Raw genomic sequence first — 20,930 nt, 5'->3', positions numbered from 1 at the left:
CACCTCTCGCGCCGACGCCCTCTGCCCGGGAGCGGCGCGGCGTCCAGGGAACGGGGCGTCCGTGCACGTCGATCCGCAGATCTCCGACCGGCCGCGGCGGCGACTGGAGTTGACGTTCGACGCGTTCGACACGCACCACCACACACTCTGGCTGCGCTACGCCCATACCCAGGTCGGCAGCGGGGCCGCCGCCGAGCAGGTCGTGGACGCCGCCTGTGCGCGACTGCTGGAAGACTGGCAGCATGTCCTCTCCAGGGAATCGGTACCCCAGTACGCGTGGGCCGTCCTGAAGGAGGAGGTGGCGCGATGGCTGGGCGAACACAGCTGTCCCGAACCGGTGCTGGCCGGCACCGCCGCCTTCCACTCCGCGATCGGCAAACTGCTCTTGTCGGGGACACGCGATCAATTCGAGGTGCTGGAAGAGGAGATCGGGCTGTACGCGGCGATCTCCCGGCTTCCCGAGCGGCAGTACGACGTCGTGGTGCTGCGCCATGTCCTCCGGGTCCCGGACGAGGAGGTCGCCGAGTACATGGGCATCGACGTCGCCACGGTCCGCTCCCAGGCCCGGCACGCCAGACGGCGGCTGGCCAAGGCACTGGACCTGTGGGAGATCGAGACGGGGGAAATGAACCGTGCACCGCACCGATGAACCGGCGTCCAGCCCTGTCGAGGTGCTGCTGGAGCACGCCGAAGTGCTCACCGACACCTACGACGACTACGACACGGAGGCGGCCCGCGCCCGGGTCGCGGCCCGGTGCGCGGCGGAGAAGCAGGAGAGGCAGGCGTGCCCCGTGGGCGTGCCGCCCCGGCGCCGCCCCTCCGCCCATGAACAGGCGGCCCAGGACCTCAATCTCGCCGTCGCCCTGATCCTGAACGCCCCCGAGGCGGCGGCGGGTCTGACCCGGCTGGTCGACCATGAGCGGATCGACCCCGAGGGCGCCGTCGTCTTCGCCGCGCTGCTGCATCTGACGGGCCACCGGGACGCGGCGCAGTTCTGGTGGCAGTTCGCGGCCGGCGGCGGCAACAGGACCGCGGCCTTCTGTCTCTTCCTCGCCCATCAGCAGCGGGCCGAGTTCAGGGACGCGGCGTACTGGCGCGCCCAGTCGCGCGGGCCGGCCCGGCCCGGCGGTACGAGGACACCGCCCGCCCTCTCCGCCCTGCTGCCCGAGACGGTCCGGCACGATCTGCTCAGCCAGTGCCATCGTGGGCGTCATCCCACCCTGCCTGCGCCGCTGGAGGCGGTCATCAACCGCCTCAGCGTCGACAGCGCGGACGAGGACTTCGGTGAGGTCCCCCAGCCGAATGACAGCCTGGCCCACGATCTGACCCGCGATCCGGCCCGCGGCACCGGCCGCCGTACCCATGGCCGGGCGCCCGGCGCGGGGTAGCCCGGCCGGGCCGGCCCGGCTTCTGGGAGCTGACGGTCACGGTGGTCTGCGCCGGCTACGCCATCGGGGTGATCGCCGCCCTGCCGCTGCCGCCGGGCGACTACTCCGACGAGGCGGGGCGCGGGCCGGCCGGCGGGTGTTTCCTGTCCCGGCGGCCCGTGACCACATCGGCCACGGCGACCACCAGCGCGGCGATCACGAACGCCACCGCCACCACCAGCCCGTGGTCGTACGCCGTCGGCCATCCGTCCGGCTCCACCTGGGCGAAGAAGACCGAGCCCACCGCGGCGATACCGACCGCGGACCCCACGCGCTGACCGGTCTGGAGACTGCCGCCCGCGCTGCCCGCCATGGCCACCGGTACCTCGGACAGGGTCAGCGTCTGGTTCGGCGCGATGACGAGTCCGCTGCCCACCCCGGCCACCAGCAGGGGCGCCGCCATCGCCCAGCCCGCGCCGTGGCCCGGCACGAGATGCACGGCGAGGGTGGTGGCGGCGAGCCCCACGGTCACCATGACCAGTCCGACCACGACCAGCGGCCGGCCGAACCGGCTGACGAGCCGGCCGCCGATCCCCGCCGCGCCGCCCGAGCCGAGGGCGAAGGGGGTGATGGCGAGTCCGGCCTCCAGCGCGGAGTAGTGCAGACCGCTCTGGAGAAAGAGCGTGGTGATGAAGAAGATCGAGGTGAATCCGGCGAAGTAGAGCAGGATCAGCAGACATCCCAGCCAGTAGGAGCGGACCCGGAACAGCGCCAGATCGAGAACCGGCTGGAAGCCTCCCGACTGGCAGCGGGACTCCCATTTCACGAAGCCGAACAGCAGCCCCGCCGCGACGAGCAGCAGCAGCCACTTCTCGTCGCGGTGCCACTGCTGGGACTGGACGAAGGGCAGCAGCAGGACCAGCACACCGGAGCCGAGGAGCAGTACGCCGACCGGGTCCAGCTCGCGCACCTTGACCCGGCCCGCGGCCGGGGTGTCCGGCAGCAGCCGCCGGGCGAGCAGCAGACAGACCGCGCCCAGCGGGAGATTGACGTAGAAGACCCATCGCCAGCCCTCGTCCGCCCCGGCCAACTGGATGATGAGACCGCCCAGCAGCGGCCCGACGGCCATCGAGAGACCGACCACCGTGCCGAACATGCCGAAGGCCCGGCCCCGCTCACGGCCGGAGAACATCTGCTGGATCAGCGCGGAGATCTGCGGGGTGACCGTGCCTCCGGCGAAGCCCTGCACCAGCCGTGCGATCACCAGCCACAGGCTGGACTGGGCCGCTCCGCAGGCCGCGGACGACAGGGTGAAGAGCGTGAGCCCCACCATGAACACCGGGCGCCGGCCACGGGCGTCCCCCAGCCGCCCGGCCGGGATCAGGAAGAGACCGAAGGCGAGCGCGTATCCGGACAGCACCCACTGGAGATCGGAGACCGGGGTGTGCAGGCCCTCGCGGATGGACGGCAGGGCCACATTGACGATGGAGACGTCGAGGAGCGTCATGAAGCCCGCGACCAGACAGACCGTGAGCGCCTTCCAGCGTCGCGGGTCGGGCGCCGCGCCCGGCGTGGACGGGGCGGGCCCGCCCGCGCCGGCTCCGCTGTCCCGCGTTGCGTCTGCGCCCATGAAGCGGACCCTAGTTCGCGTACCCCGATCCCTCACCCGGAGCGCGCCGACCGGCGGACAGCGCGGCACCCCGCCCGACCCGGCCCGGCACCCGGCACCCGGCACCCGGCACCCGGCACCCGGCACCCGGCACCCGGCCGACCCTCCCGGAGCCCGGCCCGGCGGCGCGGCCTATTCCGGGGCGGCGGTGGAGTCGCCGGTGGTCAGCCGGACCACGTTCGACTCCGCACCGTAAAGAAAGGCACGGACCCGGTAGGAGGCCCGTTTCTCGGTGGGCAGCGTGATCAGGCCGGTGGAGTTGATGTCGCGATCGAGGACGACGACCGGATCGTAGGCCGAAGACCCCCGGGGCCGGGCCTCCAGCAGATGGCCCGCTTCGTCCGAGGCATGATCGGTCCAGATGAAGAGGATCCCGTTCGCGTGCTTGATCTCGGCCGTGAGGCCGGAGGGCGCGGCGGCTCCCCCGTCCCGTACGGAGTGGCCGGTCACGGACCGGCCGGGAACCGTGCGGGGAGGCAGCCAGTCATGCCCGGCCTCCTCGTCGGCCGCCGTCAGTCCGCCGGCCGGCAGGGAGACGTCGACCGGCGCGGAGGCGGGGCCCTGGAAGGCCCGCAGCCGGTAGAAGAACGTCGTGCGCGGGATCAGATCGGGATGACGGTAGGCCGTCGCACCGGGCGGCAGGTACTTCAGGACGGTGTACGGGCCCGCCTCCTCCGTCGCGAACTCCAGTACGTGTCCGGCGGAGCCGGGTGCGCCGCGCCAGCTCAGATCGATGTCGGTGGGCGTGGCGAGCGTGGCGCGGAGCGTGGGAGCGGTCGCGCCGGCCCGCGCCTTCCCCGGGCCGGCGGATCCGCCGTCCGGGGAGAGCCCTTCGGCGGCGGTGCCGTCCGGGTGGGCACCGCCCGGTGGGGCGCCGGGTACCCGCGCGGAGTGCCCGGCCGGCGGGGGCGCCGAGCACGCCGCCGCCAGCGCGAGTACGAGCACGGCGGGTACGACCGCTCGCAGGGGGAGGGGCACGTCCGGTCCCCGCTACTTGCGCCAGAAGCGGACATCGCTCCAGACCACGGTGGCGGGTCCGTTGCCGCTGTTGGTGCGGTAGGCGCCGAACTTGTCGTAGAAGCTGCCGCCGGGGCTGGCGTAGGTGTGCTGCAACGAGCCGTTGATATAGGTGCGGTGCGCACTGCCCACCTGGTGGACCGTGTTGACGCGGACCGTCGCGCCGACCGTGCCTGCGTTGGACAGCGTGTCGCCCCCGTGGACGGCGTAGAGCCGCCCGCCTCGTTCGACGGCCAGCATGAAGTACGGCCCGGCCGCCGACTCGTTGAACGTCTGCTTCAGGCTGATGCGGGTGCCGCTCAGGCTGCTGACCCGGAAGTAGCCCTCGAACTGCCGGGTGCCTCCCGTATAGGTGGCGTACCGGCGTTCGGCGCGCTGGTCGCCGCTCGCGGTGGAGCAGGTGAGCCGGAACGTCAGGCCGTCGACCTGGCCGCACCCCCGCTCCTGCACGGTGAAGGTCGGCGAGACCGAGGTCCATCCGCCGGGCTCCACTTCCGCGGAGGCCTGCGGAACGGCGGTCAACGAGGAGACACCCACGGCGGCGAGCACCGTGAACATCCGGAGGCGATGGGTCATGTGTCACTTCCCTGTCGTGAGGCGTGACCAGAGCGACCGTCACATATATGAACAGTGACTCTGCATTTGAATGGTTGAGTGGACCGTAGGACTGGACCAATCATCCGTCAAGAGCCCCACGGGGCGCACCGAACACCCCAGTCGACCTCGCGACGGAACCGATGGGCGGAAAAATGTTCAGATAGACGAACCCGACGCGTGCGACGCCCCAGCCGCGCCATTCCTGACACCGGCGTCCCGACCGTTGAGGACAGCGGTAGTTACTCGTGAGTAGTCCACTGCGGGGAGGTGACATCGGCGACTTACCCGCACTTCCGGGGCCATGACACGGTTGGCACCGTCAACGGCCGAGGGAGTGTGTGTGAACAAGGGATACGCCGCGTTCTGCGATGCGGACCGGCATTTCTACGACGCACCGCACCGGCTGTCGTCCACCGGCGGCACGGGCCACGAGGCCCTGTACGAGGCCGCCCGGCGGCCGGCACCCGACGGCTGGCAGCGCCACCGCGCCGGCGACTGGCTGGCCTGGCGTCCGCTCGACGGCCAACTGCCCTCCCAGGGCTGGAAGATCCATGTGTCGGCGTGTCTGGACAACGCCGAGTCGGTGCTGGACCGCGTCATGGACTACTGCGTTCCGCGCGGCATCGCCTTCAAGTTCGTGCCGAGCCGCTATCTGCTGCACACCCGCAACGCCAAGTACGCGGACCGCGCCGCCAGCGGGAAGTTCATCACCGTCTATCCGGCGGACGACCAGCGGTGCGGCACCATCGCCGCGGAACTGGACGCCCTGCTGGCGGGCGAGGCGGGACCGTACATCCTCAGCGATCTCCGCTGGGGCCGCGGACCGGTCCATCTCCGCTACGGCAGCTTCACCCAGCGCAACTGCTACGACGACGAGGGCGAACTCCGCCCGGCCGTCGAGGACGCCGAGGGACGGCTCGTGCCGGATCTGCGCGGTCCCGTCTTCCGGATACCCGACTGGGTCACCCCGCCGTCCTTCCTGCGCCCGCATCTCGACGCGCGTGACGCCGTGTCCGTCGCGGACCTGCCGTACACGATCGAGCGGGCACTGCACTTCTCCAACGGCGGCGGGGTCTACGCCGGCCGGGACAACAGGAGCGGCGAGAAGGTCGTACTGAAGGAGGCACGGCCGTACGCCGGTCTGGCCGCCGACGGCGCCGACGCCGTCACCCGGCTGAAGCGGGAACAGGAGGCCCTGGAACGGCTGTCGGGGCTCGCCTGCACCCCGGAGGTGCTGGACAGCTTCACCATGGGCGACCATCACTTCCTGGTGCTCCAGTACATCGAGGGCAAGCCGCTCAACACCTTCTTCGCCCGGCGCCATCCGCTGATCGACGCCGATCCCGGCACGGCGCGGCTCACCGAGTACACGGCGTGGGCCCTGCGCATCCACCGGCTGGTCGAGAAGGCCGTCGAGGAGGTGCACGCGCGGGGCGTGGTCTTCAACGATCTGCATCTGTTCAACATCATGGTCTCCGAGGACGAGTCGTCCGTGGTGCTGCTGGACTTCGAGGCCGCCGCGCACGTCGATGACAACGGGCGCCAGACCGTGGCCAATCCGGCCTTTGTCGCACCGGCCGGCCGGCGTGGCTTCGATGTCGACCGCTATGCGCTGGCCTGTCTGCGGCTGGCCCTGTTCATTCCGCTGACCAGTCTGTTCGCCGTCGACCGTGCCAAGGCCGTCCATCTCGCCGAGATCGTGGCGCGGCAGTTCCCGGTCGAGCGCGCGTTCCTCGACGAAGCCGTCGCGGAACTGCTCCGCGACCCCGTGGCTGACCGGGAGGCGGCCACCGGTCCACGGGCGGCGGGAGAGGGCTCCGCCGTGCGGCCCGTGGCGGGCGGCAGCGGCGCCACGGGTCCGTATCTGCCGGCCGAGCCCGCCGACTGGCCCCGGAGCCGGGACTCCATGGTGAACGCCATCCTCGCCTCGGCGTCGCCCGACCGCGACGACCGCTTCTTCCCCGGTGACATCGCCCAGTTCGCCACGGCGGGCGGCGGTCTGTCGTTCGGCCACGGCGCGGCCGGGGTGCTGTACGCGCTGGAGGAGAGCGGCGCGGGCCGGTGCATACCGGCCGAGGAGTGGCTGCTGCTCAGAACGAAGGAACCGGTCTCGGGCACACCCCTCGGCTTCTACGACGGCCTGGCCGGTCTCGCCTGGACGCTGCACCGGCTCGGCCACCCCCAGCGCGCCCTGGAACTCGCCGAGCTGACGCTCGAACAGTCCTGGGAGACCCTGCCGCCGGATCTCCACGGAGGGGCCGCCGGGCTCGGGCTCGCGCTGCTCGACCTCGCGGCGGCGTCCGGGGAGTCGGCGCTGTACGACGCGGCACTGCGCTGCGCGGAGCTGGCCGCCCCCGTGGTGACGGGCGGCCCGGCGCGGCCCGGCGGCGGAATGCCCCGCGCGGGGCTGCTGTACGGCACCTCGGGTGTCGCCCTGCTCTTCCTCCGGCTCTACGAGCGCACCCGGGACACCGCGCTGCTCGATCTCGCGGCGGACGCGCTCCGTCGCGACCTGGCCCGCTGCAAGCACAGCGCGGGCGGGACCCTCCAGGTCGACGAGGGCTGGCGCACCATGCCGTATCTGGGCGCGGGCAGCGTGGGCATCGGCATGGTGCTCGACGACTATCTCGCGCACCGCGCGGACGACGCCTTCGAGCGGGCGCGCGGTGAGATCGTACGGGCGGCGCAGGCCACCTTCTACGCGCAGCCGGGGCTGTTCCGCGGCGCCGCGGGGATGGTGCTGTATCTCAGCCGCACCACGGCCCCGGGACCCGGTACCGGCCCCGCCGAGCTACGGCGCCAGATGGATGCCCTCTCCTGGCACGCCCTGACCTACCGAGGCCAACTGGCCTTTCCCGGAGAGCAGATGATGCGGCTGTCGATGGATCTGTCGACCGGCACGGCGGGCTGCCTGCTGGCGCTCGCCGCCGCGTCGCCCGGCCGTCCGGCCCAGCTGCCCTTCCTCCCGCCGCTCAGGCGGCCCTAGAGCCGGCTCCCGCCAGGAGCCGAAACAGAGCACACCGTCCCCATGAATGAGAGGTAAGACCATGACCCTTCTCGACCTGCAGTCGATGGAGACCCCGAAGGAAGAGGCGACCGGCGACGTGGCCACCGGAAGCCGCGCGAGCCTGCTGCTCTGCGGTGACAGCAGCCTCAGCATCACCACCTGTAACTGACGTCACAGGTGAACGATGTCGTCCGTCATCCGCCGGCCTGATGTGACGTACGGCCTCTCGCGCTGATCAGCGGGGTCCCGGGCGGTTCGCCGCCCGGGGCCCTCGGTCGGTCCCCCGCCGGCCCTGGACCGGAGGAGATCCCCGCCCCATGGTTTTCCGGCGCCGACCCCAGCGTCCGCCGTCCACGGACCGCGACTCACCACCGCCGCCGACACCGACATCACCGCCGCTGCCACCACCGGCACCGCTGCCGCCGCCACCGCTCCCGGCGCGGTCAGGACCCGGTCCGCTCCTCGGCGCGGCCCGGCACAGCGCGGTCCCCACCGCGGCGGTGTTCCTCTGCTCGGCCGCCTCGGCCGCCGCGTCCCTCGTCCTGCCCGCGGCCGTGGGCCGGACCCTCGACCTGCTGCTGGACCGCGACGGCGGAGCCGGGTTCTGGCTCCTGCTGTGCGCCGTGGCGATCACGGCGGAAGTGCTGCTGGACGCCCTGGTGGCCCTGGTGAGCGGTACGGCCAACGCCCATTCGACCGCCTGGCTGCGGGTCCGGGCCTTGACCCGGCTGCTCTCGGCGCCGCCCGAGCGGGGCGCCCGCTTCTCCCCCGGCGACACGGCGGCCAGGCTCTCCGCGAACGCCACCGAGGCCGCCACCGCTCCGGCGACCGCCGCGTCCCTCGCGGCCTCGCTTCTCGCACCGGCCGGGGCGGTCGTCGCGCTGTTCCTCATCGACCTCTGGACGGCCGTCGCCTTCCTCGTCGGTCTGCCGCTGCTCTTCCTGGTGCTGCGCGCCTTCACCCGTGACTCCTCCGACAGCGTCGCGCGCTACCAGCGGGCGCAGTCCGTCCTCGCGTCCCGGCTCGTCGAGGCGCTGGGCGGCGCGCGGACCGTCGCCGCCGCCGGTACGACGGAGCGCGAACTCGAACGGATCCTCGCCCCGCTGCCCGAACTCTCCGTCCAGGGACGGCGGATGTGGAGCGTGCACGGCCGGGCCGTCGCGCGCGCCGGTGTCCTGATGCCCCTGCTGACGACCGGTGTGCTGGCGGTCGGCGGAACACGGCTGGCCTCGGGTGCGATCAGTGTCGGCGAACTGCTGGCCGCCTCCCGGTACGCGGCGCTGGCGGCCGGGGTGGGCGCCGCCGCCGGGTTTCTCGGTTCGCTGGTACGGAGCCGTTCCGCGGCCCGCAGAACGGCCGAGCTGCTGGACCTGCCCGTCCTGGCCCAGGGGGCCGGGTCCCTTCCCCCGGACGGACCGGGAACGCTCCGGCTGCGCGGGGTACGGGTGGTGCGGGACGGCAGGCCGCTGCTCTCCGGTGTGGACCTGGAGATCCCGGGCGGTGTCTCGGCGGCCGTGGTGGGGCGTTCAGGAGCGGGCAAGTCCCTGCTCGCCGCCGTCGCCGGGCGGCTCACCGAGCCGGACGAGGGTTCCGTCCTGCTCGACGGAGTGCCTCTGGAAGCCGTCGAGCGGGACCAGTTGCGCCGCGAGATCGGCTATGCCTTCGAACGGCCCGTCCTGTGGGGCGACACGATCGGCGAGGCCCTGGCGAGCGGCGCCGGGCGGGTCTCCCCCGACCGGGTACGGGCGGCGGCGCGGGCGGCGAGCGCGGACGCGTTCGTACGGCTGCTCCCCCGGGGGTACGACACACCGCCGGACGAGGCGCCCCTGTCCGGCGGTGAACTCCAACGGCTGGGACTGGCACGGGCGTTCGCGCACGCCGGCCGGCTGCTGATCCTGGACGACGCGACCTCCAGCCTGGACACCGTCACCGAGCGGCAGGTGGAACGCGCCCTGGCCCAGGAGGTCCGGTCCGGCACCCGGCTGGTCATCGCCCACCGGCTCTCCTCCGCCGTCCGCGCGGATCTGGTGATCTGGCTGGAGGAGGGGCGGGTACGGGCGGTGGGACCGCACACGGAACTGTGGCGGCTCCCGGCCTACCGCGAGGTCTTCGCGTCGCCGGAACCGGCGGCGGAGCACTCCGCGCGCCCCGGGGTCGCGACGCTGTCCCAGGACGTTCCGGCCGGAGGGCCCGGCCGGTGACGGCGACGGAGGCGGCCGGGCGGACTCGCGCCGACGACCCGGGAGCACAGCGCGGGGACCGGGGAGTACCGCCCGAGGACCGGGGAGTACCACCCGAGGACCGGGGCCGCGAGGGCCGGGGCGCGGCACGCCGGCTCCTGCCGCGGGGCCGCCGCTTCCTGCTGCGCAGAAAGGGGGTTCTGCTCAGGCTCGCGGGCTGGTCCCTGCTGGAGTCCGCGCAGACCTTCCTCGGCGGTTACTGTCTGGCGCGCGCCCTCGACCACGGCTTCCTGGCGGGACGGACGGGAGCCGGTCTGGTGTGGCTGGCCGTGGCCGCCGCGGCCATCCTCGTCGGCGGCCCCCTCGTCCGCGGTGTCTTCACCGAACTGGCCTCGCTCGTGGAGCCGCTGCGGGACGCCCTGGTCCGCCGCGCGGTGACCCAGGCCCTGCGCCGGGCGGTGGCCGACCCGGCACGCCCGGACGGTGGCGCGGTCTCACGGCTCACCCATCAGACCGAGATCGTCAGGGACAGCTTCGCGGGTCTCGTCCTCACCGTCAGATCCTTTGTGTTCACCCTGGTGGGAGCGGTGGCCGGGCTGCTGGCGCTCGCGCCGCTGTTTCTGCTCGTGGTCGTGCCACCGCTGGCCCTGGGGCTGCTGCTGTTCCTCGCCACGCTGCGTCCGATGGCGGCCGCCCAGCGCGCGTTCCTGGACGCCGACGAGGCGATCGCGGACCGTGCCGGCGCGGTCGGTGCCGGTCTGCGTGACATCGTCGCCTGCGGTACGGGCGCGGAGGTGGCCCGGCGTACGGAGCGGCTGATCGACGCGGGCGCCCGCACCTCGCGCGTCCTGGCCCGGTGGGCGGCCGTCCGCACCCTGGCGCTCGGGGTGGCCGGGCAGCTACCGGTGATCGTGCTGCTGGCCGCCACCCCGTGGCTGCTGCGCCAGGGGGTGACGGCGGGGGCCCTGATGGGGGCGCTGGCCTATCTGGTCCAGGCCCTGCTGCCCGCCCTGCATACGCTGATGACCGCGCTGGGGGCCGCGGGCACCCGGCTGCTGGTGGTCCTGGAGCGGTTCGAGGACCGGACAGCCGGCTCCGCTCCCCCGGCGCCGTGTCCCACCGGGTGTCCCCCGCGGCGTACCGCGGTGGATCACGGCGCGGATCCGGCGGTGACCGCGCCGCACGGCCCGGCGCGGAAGGCGGTGGCGAACGGCGGCGCACCGCCGGCGCGCCGGTCCCGGCCCGCGGTGGAGGTCCGTTCGGTGACGGTGGCGTACGGTCCCGGCGCGCCGCCCGTGCTCGACGGTCTCGATCTCACCGTCGAGCAGGGCGAACACCTGGCCGTCGTCGGTCCGAGCGGTATCGGCAAGTCGACCCTCACGGCGGTGATCGCGGGTCTGCTCGCTCCCGGCCGGGGAACCGTGCTGCTGGCGGGCGAGCCCGTGGCCGGCCGGCCGGCGCGGGAGCTGGCAGGCCACCGGGTGCTGATACCGCAGCAGGCGTACGTGTTCACCGGCACCGTCCGCGACAATCTGCTGCACCTGCGTCCCGATGCGTCGTCCGCCGAGCTGACCTCGGCCGTCGGCGTGCTCGACGCCGACGGCCTGATCGGGCGGCTCGGCGGGCTGGACGCGACGGTCGAGCCAGCGAAGCTCTCGCAGGGCGAGCGCCAGGTGCTCTCCTTGTGCCGCGCCTATGTCTCCGCCGCGCCCCTGATGATCCTGGACGAGGCCACCTGCCATCTCGATCCGGTCGCGGAGGCGCGTGCGGAACGGGCTCTGGCCGAACGTCCCGGCACGCTGATCGTGGTCGCGCACCGGCTCTCCTCCGCGCGCCGCGCGGACCGCGTCCTCGTGCTGGACGGGACCAGACCCGCCTGCGGGACACATGAGGAGCTGCTGACCGGCTCGGCCCTCTACCGCGATCTGACGGGCCACTGGTGATCCGGCGGGCCGCTGTCGGAACGGGCGGGAGGGGCCGGAGCGGGTGGGGACGGCCGGCCCGCGCCGGTCAGAGCCAGCCGGCGCCCTGGGAAATGCGGACCGCGTCCAGCCGGTTGCGTCCACCGACCTTGCGTATCGCGGCCGCCAGATAGTTGCGTATAGTCCCCTTGGACAGATGCAGGGACCGCGCGATTTCATCGATCGGCGCGCCCTCCGCCGCCAGCGCGAGAACACTGAGTTCGCGTGGTGTCAGCGGCATCTTCGCGGCCTGGAGAAAATCGAAGGCCAACGATTCGTCGATGAATCGCTCACCTCTGGCGACTCTGTGGATGGCTTCGACTAATCGCCGGGGCTCACCGTCTTTGTTGACGTAACCGAGAGCCCCCGCGTCAAAAGCTTTCCGCAAAGCTCCCGGTTTCCGTACGGTGGCGAGAACCAGCAGACCAGGGCCATGTCCCAGGTCACCGTAGGTGGATTCCATCTTGTCGGCATGTCCCGGTGTATCCAGACAGTCGACATCGGCTACATACACATGGGGTGGTGTGCCGTACGCACCGTGAAATGGCGTACATCCGGGTGCCGACGACACATCGAGTGTCGTTTCGGCCCGCAACAACGCCACCAGCGCCGAGCGGAACAGACTCACATGGTGCACCACATGTACCCGGATCATGCCCTGCCTCCTCTTGGTGTCATCGCCCACACCACAATGCCCCGGGAATGCGAGGAAGAACGCGAAATTCGTCGGTAAGGGAGGCACTTTCCGGTGCACGGCGAGCCCCCGCGTGCAGCAGTGCGCCACCGCGCGCGCCCAGCGGTACGGCGTATAAGCCCAAGGGGGTTCACAGAAGCGCCGCCGGACGCTAAGGGCCGGCGGGGGCCGGGGCGCCCCGGAGGACCGGCGGGCCGGAGGGTGGGCGGCCCCCGGCCGTCCATATGCGCTACTTATCCCGTTTCGCCGGGAAAGGAGGAAAATAGCAGAAGAGAGAGTCCCCGTTGGAGGCGAAGCGATGTCACAGACCCGCTACACCCAGGATCATGGGCTGACCACCCGCATGGTGACCACCATGTTCCTGATCGGTCTGCTGTATGTGGTCCTGGTCGGTGTGCTGCTCGCGGTGCTGGGCAAGTTCTGGCCCGTCATCCTGATCGTCGCGGGCGCGCTGTTCATCGCGCAGTTCTGGTTCAGCGACCGGATCGCGGCCTTCGGCATGGGCGCGCGTGAGGTCACTCCCGAGCAGGCGCCCGAGCTGCACGGCGCCATCGACCGGATCTGCGCGCTGGCCGACATGCCCAAACCACGGGTGGCGATCTCGCAGAGCGACATCCCGAACGCCTTCGCCACCGGGCGCAGCGAGCGCAGCGCCCTGGTCTGTGCCACCACGGGACTCCTGCGCAGGCTGGAGCCCGAGGAACTGGAAGGGGTTCTGGCGCACGAGATGTCCCATGTCGCCCACCGCGATGTGGCGGTCATGACGATCGCGTCGTTCCTGGGCGTGATGGCGGGTCTGATCACCCGTTTCGCCCTCTACAGCGGGCTGTCCAGCAGTGCCAGGAACGCCGGTCCCGCCGGTCTGGCGATCATGGTCATCCCCCTGGTCAGCTCGGTGGTGTACGTGATCGGCTTTCTGCTGACCCGGCTGCTCTCGCGGTACCGGGAGCTGTCCGCGGACCGCGCGGCCGCGCTGCTCACCGGCCGCCCGTCGGCGCTGGCCTCGGCCCTGACCAAGGTGAGCGGTCAGATGGCCCGGATTCCGACCCGGGACCTACGCAAGGCCGAGCCGTACAACGCCTTCTTCTTCGTCCCCGCGTTCTCCTCGAAGGAGAGCCTGAGCCGGCTGTTCTCCTCCCACCCGACCCTGGAACAGCGTCTGGAGCAGCTCGCCCGGCTGTCCGCCGAACTGGCCCGCCCGTGACCCGGGACCGTGCGACCGGCCGTACGCGCGGACGACCGGAGCGGGTACGACCGGAGCCGCGTACGACCCGAGCAGCCGTGTACGACCCGAGCAGCGAGGAGCTGGTCCCGTGGGTCTTCTCGACACCATCCTCGGCCGGAGCAAACCCGTCCGCCCCGACCTCGATCAGCTCTTCGCCCTTCCGTCCGCCGCCCTCACCCTCCAGGCCGGCGCGGGGTTCGTGCCCACCGGTCTTGGCTCCGTCTGTTTCGCGGGCGTGGAGGGCGGCGGCTTCGCGCGGATCCGGCAGGACGTGCGGGAGCTGCTCGACGCGGACTCCGGCCGGGCGGCCGGTGATCCGGTGGTGTTCAGCCAGGACGCGTACGGCTATACGTGGCTGCTCACCCGGCAGCCGCCCGAGGACACGGCCGCCCTGGTCAACGATCTCCACGCGGTGAACACCCTGCTGGAGGAAGGCGGCTTCGGCCCGCAGCTCCTCTGCTCCCTGATGAGCTTCCGGGACTCGGAGCAGCGGCCTCTCGGGCTCGTCTATCTCTACAAGCGCGGCGCCTTCTATCCCTTCGCCCCGCTGCCCGGGGGCGCCGAGAAGAGGGACAACGAACGGGAGCTCCAGGTGCGGGCCCTGCTCGGCGACGATCTGCGGATCGAACCCGATCTGGCCCGCTGGTTCCCCGTCTGGGGCGCGCCCGGTCTGTGACACCGGGCCCCGGGGCGACGACAGGACCGCTCATACGCGACGGTGGCACCGGAACGGGCGCGGGCGGGCGGGGCGGGGCGACGGCGCCGCCGGACGGCCGGCGGCGCCGCGTTCACGGATGGTCCGCGCTCCCGCCCAGGGTCGAGAGGCCCAGGGCGGGAGGCCCTGGGGCGTTACGGCTTGGGCAGGGCGCAGCCCGCGCGGTTCAGGTCGATCTGGTTGCCCGCGCCGACGCAGGGCACGATGCCATAGGTCTCCTGGGCGTAGTTGATGCCCTGGCGCACCGTCACCGTGCCGTTCTGGTCCACCTCGCACGGGTTGTTGAGCGTGCACCGGCCGCCGGACTCGTTGCCGGTGTTGTTGACGGCGACGACCTTGCCGGTGGTGTTGTCGATCACGGGCGAACCCGAGGTGCCGCCGATGGTGTTGCAGGCGGAGGTGTAGCGGACCGAGTCCTTCCAGGTCCAGTCGCCCTCCTTCAACCGGTAGGCGAAGCCGTCGACATTGCAGCTGTAGATGCGCTTCCAGTAGCCGGAGACCACCTTGATGGCGCTGCCCTGGACCGGACGTGTGGTGTTCAGTTCCAGCGCCGTGATCCCGTACGTGTTCTGGATCTGGGCATAGGTGCTGGTGAGCTGGTACAGCGAGACATCGGTGTCGGTCATCGTCGCATACGCGATCTTGCCGGCGCGCAGGGTCGCGACGCTGCTGCCCGCGGAGTTCAGCAGACTGAAGGTACGGGTGGAGGCCCGGCCGACGACGACCTCGCCGGGGCCGAGGAAGCCGGTCTCCAGACAGTGGCCGTTGGACAGGACCAGGGCGGGATCGTTCGGCTGCGAGCCCGGCGTACGGACCACGGAGCCCGAGCAGTTGCTGAGTGCCACCGTTCCGGCGAAGTCGACCGCCTTGACCTCGACTTGAGGAGTCGTGTCGGTCGTGGCGGCCGTCGTCGGCGCCACCGTGTCATGGCTCGCTGCCATCACGGGTGCCGTACCCGCTCCGAGGAGCAGGACGGCGAGGAGCGCGCCGAGGAGAGGCTTCTTCATGTGGGGGTCCCCTCTGTGACCGAAGTGCCTTCGGTTTTGTCATGCGCATTGTGGATGCGCCCACGGCGGCGGGCAACCACGCCTCAGCGCACGACCGTTGCCGTCTCCGAGGTCCACGCCGCGGCCTGATCGCTGAGTGAGAGACCCAGTCCGGGGCGGCTCGGCACGACCATCCGGCCCTCCCGCAGTTCGAGCCGTTCGTTGAACAGCGGCTCCAGCCACTCGAAGTGCTCGACCCAGGTGGCCCGGGGATAGGCGGCGGCGAGATGGAGGTGGATCTCCATCGCGAAGTGGGGCGCCATGCCCAGGAACCTGTGGTCGGCGAGCGCCATGATCCGGAGGAAGGGGGTGATCCCGCCGACCCGGGGCGCGTCGGGCTGGATGAAGTCGGCGGCTCCGGACATGATCAGGCCGGTGTGCTCCGCGACGCTGGTGAGCATCTCACCGGTGGCCACGGGGGTGTCCAGGCTCGCGGCCAGTGCGGCGTGCCCCTCGGCGTCATAGGCGTCCAGCGGTTCCTCGATCCAGGTGAGACCGAAGCCCTCCAGGGCGCGGCCCATCCGGGCGGCGGTGGTGCGGTCCCACTGCTGGTTGGCGTCGACCATCAACGGCACGTCCTCGCCGAGGCGTTCCCGTACGGCCTCGACGCGCCGCAGGTCCGTCCGGTGGTCCGGCTGGCCCACCTTGATCTTGATACCGCCGATGCCCCGCGTCAGCGCCAGGCCGGCGTTCTCCAGGACCTGGTCGAGGGGGGCGGAGAGGAATCCGCCGGAGGTGTTGTAACAGCGTACGGAGTCACGGTGGGCGCCCAGCAGCTTGGCCAGGGGCAGTCCCGCCCGGCGGGCCTTGAGGTCCCACAGGGCGATGTCGAAGGCGGCGACGGCCTGGGTGGTCAGTCCGCTGCGGCCCATCGACGCGCCCGCCCAGACCAGCTTCTGCCAGAGCCGGCCGGTGTCGCTGGGGTCCTCACCGATCAGCTCGAGGGCTATCTCCCGGGCATGGGCGTACAGTCCGGGACCGCCCGCCCGCTTGGAGTAGCCGAAGCCGATCCCCTCGTGGCCGCCCTCGGTGCTGATCTCCGCGAAGACGAACGCGATCTCGGTGAGCGGCTTCTGACGCCCCGTCAGTACTTTGGCGTCGCTGACCGGGGCGGGCAGCGGCAGCCTGACGAGCGAGAGACGGACGCCGCAGATCCGGTCGAGCGTGGCCGGCCCCGGGGCCTGGGCGAACGGCTGGGCGGCGGAGGGCCGGGGGGTGGAGGGCTGGGCGGCGGCTGACATGACACGGCTCCTTCGAACTACGCGCGGGGTACGTCGCATTACGGCGTCGGAGACCGGCCGTCGGGATGAGGGCGGCCGGAACGGACGGCTGCCCCGGCGACCGCGCCCCGCGTAGTCGAACCCGTCGGGCCGGCACGGCGACGAGGAGAGCCCTGCCCCCCGGTCGCCCCGTCCACGCCTCGCCGGCCCCCAGGGCCTTTCGTTTGGATCAGGCTGGGTCGCGAGCCCAGCACGATCCGAACGGGAGGCCCTCGGTCATGCCTGACCACGAAAACGCCCCTGCCGGGCCCGGATCGGGCCCGGCAGGGGCGCACGGGAGAGCACGGGGACGGGGGCCGGCCCCGCCGCCGGTACGGTCAGAGTCCGCCGGTGTGGAGCAGACGGTTGGGCGAGCCCTTGCTGATGGGCGACACCAGGTTCTTGCCCGCCTGTTCCGCGATCCAGAGGGCGATGTCCTTGGGGCTCGCCTCCGGGTGCTTCTCCTGGTACAGCGCGACGACCCCGGCGACATGCGGGCTCGCCATGGAGGTGCCGCTCTGCGCGACGGAGCCGCCGCCGAGTCTGGCCGAGACGACGGCGGAGCCCGGGGCGTATGTCCACACGCACTCGCCGTAGTTGCTGAAGTCGGCCTCACGGTCCTGTACGTCGGTCGCGCCCACGGCGACCACCTGTTCGGCGCCCGCCGGCGAGGCGGCGCAGGCGTCCGCGGACTCGTTGCCCGCCGCGACGACGGGCAGGACACCCCGGGCCGCGACGGCGTCGGCCGCGTCGTCGGCCGCCGTGGACGAGGGCCCGCCGAGTGACACATTGAGGACCGCGGGCTTCTTGGCGTTCCTGGCGATCCAGTCGAGCCCGGCGAGGATGCCGGCCCAGGTGCCGTTGCCCCGGCAGTCGAGTACGCGTACGCCGACCAGCGAGACCGAGCGGGCCACACCATGGACCGCACCGCCCGCGATGCCCGCCACATGCGTGCCGTGGCCGTTGCAGTCCTGGCCGTTGCGCCGGTCGCGGAGGGCGTCGAAACCGACCGTGGCGCGGCCGCCGAACTCGCTGTTCGCGGTCTCGATCCCGGTGTCGAGGATGTACGCCGTGACGCCCCTGCCCGTGCCGGTCACGGTGAACTCCTTGTCGAGGGGCAGATTCCGCTGGTCGATCCGGTCGAGGCCCCAGCTCGCCACGGTGTTCCGGTCCCGGCCGCGGTCCCGCCCCGCCACGGGCGGACTGACAGAGACCCGGCCGTTCTCCTCCACCGCCGCGACCCCGGGGAGCGCGCGTACCGCGCCGAGCTGGGAGGGCGTGAGGACGGCGGCGAATCCCCGCAGAGTGGTCTCGTAGACGAAGAGCGGGTCGAGACCGAGCCGCCGCGTCGCCTCGGCCGGTGAGAGCGTGGGCTTCAGCGTGACGATGTACTGGTGGGGCACCGCCCGCGCGGAACGTTCCACCGGAATGTGGTCCTCACGGGCCCCGGCCAGGGCGTCGGTACCGCCGAGCAGGGGGACGAGCAGCAGAAGGGCGGCCGGTGCCCAGCGCGTGCGCAGGCGCATGCGTTCTCCTTGGGATGACGGATTCGGTCGCGGACAGGGGTGTACGCGAGGGAGGAACACCCGTCCTTCGTCCACGACACACGCTCCGCTTGAGCGGCGTCGGCCGAATGGCGCAGCGCCCCGCCGCGGCCGGGGAGCGCCGCGCCGGGGACCGGATACGCAGGAATACGGAGGGATACGGAAGGGTACGGGTCAGGCGGCGGGGAGCGCCTGTTCGGCCCAGATGGACTTCCCCGTGGGGATCTGCCGGGTGCCCCAGCGCTCGCTGAGCTGGGCCACCAGCAGCAGTCCCCGGCCCCCTTCGTCGAAGACACGCGCCCGGCGCATGTGCGGGGCCGTGGTACTGCTGTCGGAGACCTCGCAGATCAGGGTCCGGTCACGGATCAGCCGCAACCGGACGGGGCCCCCGGCGTGCAGGATGGCGTTGGTGAACAGCTCGCTGACCACCAGCTCCGTACTGAAGGTCAGCTCCTCCAGGCCCCAGGAGGCGAGCTGGCCCGTCACCCGTTCGCGGGCGTCGGCGACCAGCGCGGGCTCGGCCGGCAGCTCCCAGGTGGCGACCTGGCCGGCGTCCAGCGTATGGGTGCGTGCGACGAGGAGGGCGACGTCGTCGACGGGAGTGCTGGAGTACAGGGACTGGAGCACGGTGTCGCAGACGGACTCCAGCGAGGGCGAGGGGGTGCGCAGGATGTCGCACAGCACCTCGATGCCGGAGCCGGCGTCGTGTTCGCGGGACTCGATCAGCCCGTCGGTGTAGAGGACGAGCAGACTGCCCTCCGGGATGTCGAACTCGGCCGATTCGAAGGGCAGATCACCCAGGCCCAGCGGCGGTCCCGCCGGCACCTGGAGCACTTCCACCGTGCCGTCGGGCCCGGCGAGCACGGGCGGCGGATGGCCGGCGCGGGACACACAGCAGTGGCGGGACACGGGGTCGTAGACGGCGTAGAGACAACTCGCGCCGACATTGGCGTCGTCGGCCACCGCGCCGGTGTTCTCCGAGGCGAGCCGTACGACCACATCGTCCAGATGGGTGAACAGCTCGTCGGGCGGCAGGTCCATGTCCGCGAGCGTGCGGACGGCGGTGCGCAGCCGGCCCATCGTGGCGGACGCGTGGATGCCGTGGCCGACCACATCACCCACCACCAGGGCGACCCGGGAGCCGGAGAGCGGGATGACGTCGAACCAGTCGCCGCCCACCCCGTACTGGCTGTCGGCGGGCCGGTAACGGGTGGCGACCTCCACGGCCGACTGCGGGGCCTCTCCCCGGGGCAGCAGACTGCGTTGCAGGGTGACGGCGGTGCCGCGTTCCCGGGTGTACCGCCGTGCGTTGTCGATACAGACGGCGGCGCGGGCCGCGAGCTGTTCGGCGAGCAGCAGATCCTCCTCGGTGAAGGCCTCCGGGTTGACGCTGCGGCAGAAGAGGGCAGCGCCCAGGATGTTCCCCCGGGCGACCAGGGGCGCCGCCACGATCGACTGGACCCCGTAGCGCGGGCAGTTGGCGGCCCGGTTGGGGTCCCGCGTCATCCACTTGAGGTACTCGGTGTCCCAGGGCCCGGTGAGAACGGCCCGGCCGGTGGACAGACAGCGGGCGGGGGGTGAGTACTCGGGGTAGTTGTCGACGTCACCGAGGGCGACGGCCGCCTCGGGGGCGTCGGGCCGGTGGGCGGAGCGGTGCGCGACCCGCCGCAGCCGTACGTCGCCGGTGGGCGGGCCGGGCGTCGGCTCGTCACCGTGCAGTACGGAGTCCAGCAGATCGACGCTGATGAAGTCGGCGAACCGGGGCAGGGGTGTGCTCGCCAGCTCCTGGGCGGTACGGGTCACATCCAGCGTGGTGCCGATCCGCAGGCCCGCCTCGTTGAGCAGGGCGAGGCCCTCGCGGGCCCGGTACTCCTCGCTGATCTCCAGGCCGGTCACGGCCACGGCCCTCACCCGTCCTTCCTGGTCCGTGAGCGGTGAGAGCGACACGTTCCAGGCGCGCTCGTGGTGCTCGCCCGCCGCCCGGCGGAAGGTCAGCGCGGTCTCGGGTTCGCCCGTGCGCAGTGCCCGTCGCATGGGCCTCTCGACGTGGGCGTCCGTACGGTTCTCCGTCAGGAATCCGGACCGCCTCCCGCGCATCTCGTCCTCGGTGAGGCCGACGATCCGGCACATCTCGTGGTTGGCACGCAGCAGCCGGAGGTCCGTGTCGTGGATCGCCATCGGGAGCACCGCCTGGGCGAAGGAACGCTCCGCCAGATCGGCGCCGGGGGCGGGAAAGGGGTGGGCCACGGTCGCCAGCAGCCACTGGCCGGTTCCGTCGGCGCTCCGGAGCGGGGAGGCCAGCAGGTCCACGTCCACGGGGCCGCCGTCCCGGTGCCGTGCCGGGATCCGGCCGCTCCACGGCTCCTTGCGGGACAGGGAGCGCCGCCCGGAGGCGGGCAGAGCGCCTCGCAGCAGCTCCGAGGCGGGGTGTCCCACGATCTCGACGGGCGCGTAGCCGAGCAGGTGCTCGGCGGCCGTGCTCCAGGCCAGGACGACGCCCTGCGCGTCGACGGTCGCCGTGGCCCAGGTCACCCCGCCGCCGGACCCGGCCGGCGTCCGCGAGGCGGCCGTGCCGCGCGTGTCATCCATCCCGATCTCAGCTTTCGCACAATTTCATGATTCTCCACATATCGGACTATTAGCCCTTCA

At 72.1% G+C, this 20,930-nt stretch carries 16 protein-coding genes; 8 read left to right on the top strand and 8 right to left on the bottom strand.

What is annotated here, in order from left to right:
• Positions 1-61: 61 nt before the first annotated feature.
• Both ACFYYH_RS22035 and ACFYYH_RS22030 read left to right on the top strand, forming a co-directional pair.
• Positions 62-649, top strand: coding sequence for an RNA polymerase sigma factor (locus ACFYYH_RS22035; RefSeq protein ID WP_388553574.1), 588 nt, complete (start codon positions 62-64; stop codon positions 647-649).
• Positions 633-1,388, top strand: a complete 756-nt coding sequence (locus ACFYYH_RS22030; protein ID WP_388553571.1) for a hypothetical protein — start codon at positions 633-635, stop codon at positions 1,386-1,388. The genes ACFYYH_RS22035 and ACFYYH_RS22030 overlap by 17 nt, the downstream gene beginning before the upstream one ends.
• Positions 1,389-1,488: 100 nt before the next feature.
• On the opposite strand, the gene ACFYYH_RS22025 is transcribed toward ACFYYH_RS22030, so the two are convergent.
• The 3 genes from ACFYYH_RS22025 to ACFYYH_RS22015 form a co-directional block, all read right to left on the bottom strand.
• Positions 1,489-2,997, bottom strand: coding sequence for an MFS transporter (locus ACFYYH_RS22025; protein WP_388553568.1), 1,509 nt, complete (start codon positions 2,995-2,997; stop codon positions 1,489-1,491).
• A gap of 171 nt (positions 2,998-3,168) precedes the next feature.
• Positions 3,169-4,014 (bottom strand): fibronectin type III domain-containing protein, encoded by an 846-nt coding sequence (locus ACFYYH_RS22020; RefSeq protein ID WP_388553565.1) that lies wholly within the window; start codon positions 4,012-4,014, stop codon positions 3,169-3,171.
• Positions 4,015-4,026: 12 nt separating this feature from the next.
• Positions 4,027-4,629 carry a hypothetical protein gene (locus ACFYYH_RS22015; protein WP_388553563.1) on the bottom strand — a complete coding sequence of 201 codons (603 nt, stop codon included), beginning with the start codon at positions 4,627-4,629 and terminating at the stop codon, positions 4,027-4,029.
• Positions 4,630-4,990: 361 nt separating this feature from the next.
• On the opposite strand from ACFYYH_RS22015, the gene lanKC reads away from it, so the two are divergent.
• The 4 genes from lanKC (at position 4,991) to ACFYYH_RS21995 (ending at position 11,780) form a co-directional block, all read left to right on the top strand.
• Positions 4,991-7,636, top strand: a complete 2,646-nt coding sequence (gene lanKC, locus ACFYYH_RS22010; protein ID WP_388553560.1) for a class III lanthionine synthetase LanKC — start codon at positions 4,991-4,993, stop codon at positions 7,634-7,636.
• Positions 7,637-7,697: 61 nt separating this feature from the next.
• Complete coding sequence (locus ACFYYH_RS22005; RefSeq protein WP_384186777.1) at positions 7,698-7,826, top strand: SapB/AmfS family lanthipeptide; 129 nt, start codon at positions 7,698-7,700, stop codon at positions 7,824-7,826.
• A gap of 148 nt (positions 7,827-7,974) precedes the next feature.
• Positions 7,975-9,858 carry an ABC transporter ATP-binding protein gene (locus ACFYYH_RS22000; RefSeq protein WP_388553556.1) on the top strand — a complete coding sequence of 628 codons (1,884 nt, stop codon included), beginning with the start codon at positions 7,975-7,977 and terminating at the stop codon, positions 9,856-9,858.
• Positions 9,855-11,780: an ATP-binding cassette domain-containing protein gene (locus ACFYYH_RS21995; protein WP_388553554.1), complete on the top strand. Its 1,926-nt coding sequence runs from the start codon at positions 9,855-9,857 to the stop codon at positions 11,778-11,780. The genes ACFYYH_RS22000 and ACFYYH_RS21995 overlap by 4 nt, the downstream gene beginning before the upstream one ends.
• 67 nt (positions 11,781-11,847) lie before the next feature.
• Here the strand turns inward: ACFYYH_RS21995 and ACFYYH_RS21990 are convergent, their stop codons facing one another.
• On the bottom strand, positions 11,848-12,453 hold the full coding sequence (locus ACFYYH_RS21990) for a DNA-binding response regulator (RefSeq protein ID WP_388553552.1): 606 nt from the start codon (positions 12,451-12,453) through the stop codon (positions 11,848-11,850).
• Positions 12,454-12,790: 337 nt separating this feature from the next.
• Here ACFYYH_RS21990 and htpX point away from each other — a divergent pair, with 337 nt between their 5' ends.
• Positions 12,791-13,696: a zinc metalloprotease HtpX gene (gene htpX / locus ACFYYH_RS21985; RefSeq protein ID WP_388553550.1), complete on the top strand. Its 906-nt coding sequence runs from the start codon at positions 12,791-12,793 to the stop codon at positions 13,694-13,696.
• Positions 13,697-13,805: 109 nt separating this feature from the next.
• Positions 13,806-14,393, top strand: a complete 588-nt coding sequence (locus ACFYYH_RS21980; RefSeq protein ID WP_388553548.1) for a hypothetical protein — start codon at positions 13,806-13,808, stop codon at positions 14,391-14,393.
• Positions 14,394-14,566: 173 nt separating this feature from the next.
• Here ACFYYH_RS21980 and ACFYYH_RS21975 read toward each other — a convergent pair whose 3' ends face one another.
• From ACFYYH_RS21975 to ACFYYH_RS21960, 4 genes are all read right to left on the bottom strand, one after another.
• Positions 14,567-15,439 carry a serine protease gene (locus ACFYYH_RS21975; protein WP_388553546.1) on the bottom strand — a complete coding sequence of 291 codons (873 nt, stop codon included), beginning with the start codon at positions 15,437-15,439 and terminating at the stop codon, positions 14,567-14,569.
• An 83-nt stretch (positions 15,440-15,522) separates the two neighbouring features.
• Complete coding sequence (locus tag ACFYYH_RS21970; protein WP_388553544.1) at positions 15,523-16,719, bottom strand: mandelate racemase/muconate lactonizing enzyme family protein; 1,197 nt, start codon at positions 16,717-16,719, stop codon at positions 15,523-15,525.
• 356 nt (positions 16,720-17,075) lie between these two features.
• Complete coding sequence (locus tag ACFYYH_RS21965; protein WP_388553542.1) at positions 17,076-18,263, bottom strand: S8 family peptidase; 1,188 nt, start codon at positions 18,261-18,263, stop codon at positions 17,076-17,078.
• Positions 18,264-18,455: 192 nt separating this feature from the next.
• Positions 18,456-20,870 (bottom strand): SpoIIE family protein phosphatase, encoded by a 2,415-nt coding sequence (locus ACFYYH_RS21960; RefSeq protein WP_388553539.1) that lies wholly within the window; start codon positions 20,868-20,870, stop codon positions 18,456-18,458.
• Positions 20,871-20,930: the final 60 nt, after the last annotated feature.

The sequence above is a fragment of the Streptomyces sp. NPDC002018 genome, from assembly GCF_042890865.1.
Classification (GTDB): Bacteria; Actinomycetota; Actinomycetes; order Streptomycetales; family Streptomycetaceae; genus Streptomyces.
Note: the sequence above shows the minus strand (reverse complement) of the source record. Positions and strands in the feature narration are given on the sequence as shown.

Excerpts from the sequence above, each read along its gene's own strand:
- ACFYYH_RS22005 (WP_384186777.1), top strand. The coding sequence starts at position 7,698 with ATGACCCTTCTCGACCTGCAGTCGATGGAGACCCCGAAGGAAGAGGCG.
- ACFYYH_RS22025 (WP_388553568.1), bottom strand. The coding sequence starts at position 2,997 with ATGGGCGCAGACGCAACGCGGGACAGCGGAGCCGGCGCGGGCGGGCCC.
- htpX (WP_388553550.1), top strand. The coding sequence starts at position 12,791 with ATGTCACAGACCCGCTACACCCAGGATCATGGGCTGACCACCCGCATG.
- ACFYYH_RS21990 (WP_388553552.1), bottom strand. The coding sequence starts at position 12,453 with ATGATCCGGGTACATGTGGTGCACCATGTGAGTCTGTTCCGCTCGGCG.
- ACFYYH_RS22015 (WP_388553563.1), bottom strand. The coding sequence starts at position 4,629 with ATGACCCATCGCCTCCGGATGTTCACGGTGCTCGCCGCCGTGGGTGTC.
- ACFYYH_RS21960 (WP_388553539.1), bottom strand. The coding sequence starts at position 20,870 with ATGGATGACACGCGCGGCACGGCCGCCTCGCGGACGCCGGCCGGGTCC.
- ACFYYH_RS22000 (WP_388553556.1), top strand. The coding sequence starts at position 7,975 with ATGGTTTTCCGGCGCCGACCCCAGCGTCCGCCGTCCACGGACCGCGAC.
- ACFYYH_RS21970 (WP_388553544.1), bottom strand. The coding sequence starts at position 16,719 with ATGTCAGCCGCCGCCCAGCCCTCCACCCCCCGGCCCTCCGCCGCCCAG.
- ACFYYH_RS21975 (WP_388553546.1), bottom strand. The coding sequence starts at position 15,439 with ATGAAGAAGCCTCTCCTCGGCGCGCTCCTCGCCGTCCTGCTCCTCGGA.
- ACFYYH_RS21965 (WP_388553542.1), bottom strand. The coding sequence starts at position 18,263 with ATGCGCCTGCGCACGCGCTGGGCACCGGCCGCCCTTCTGCTGCTCGTC.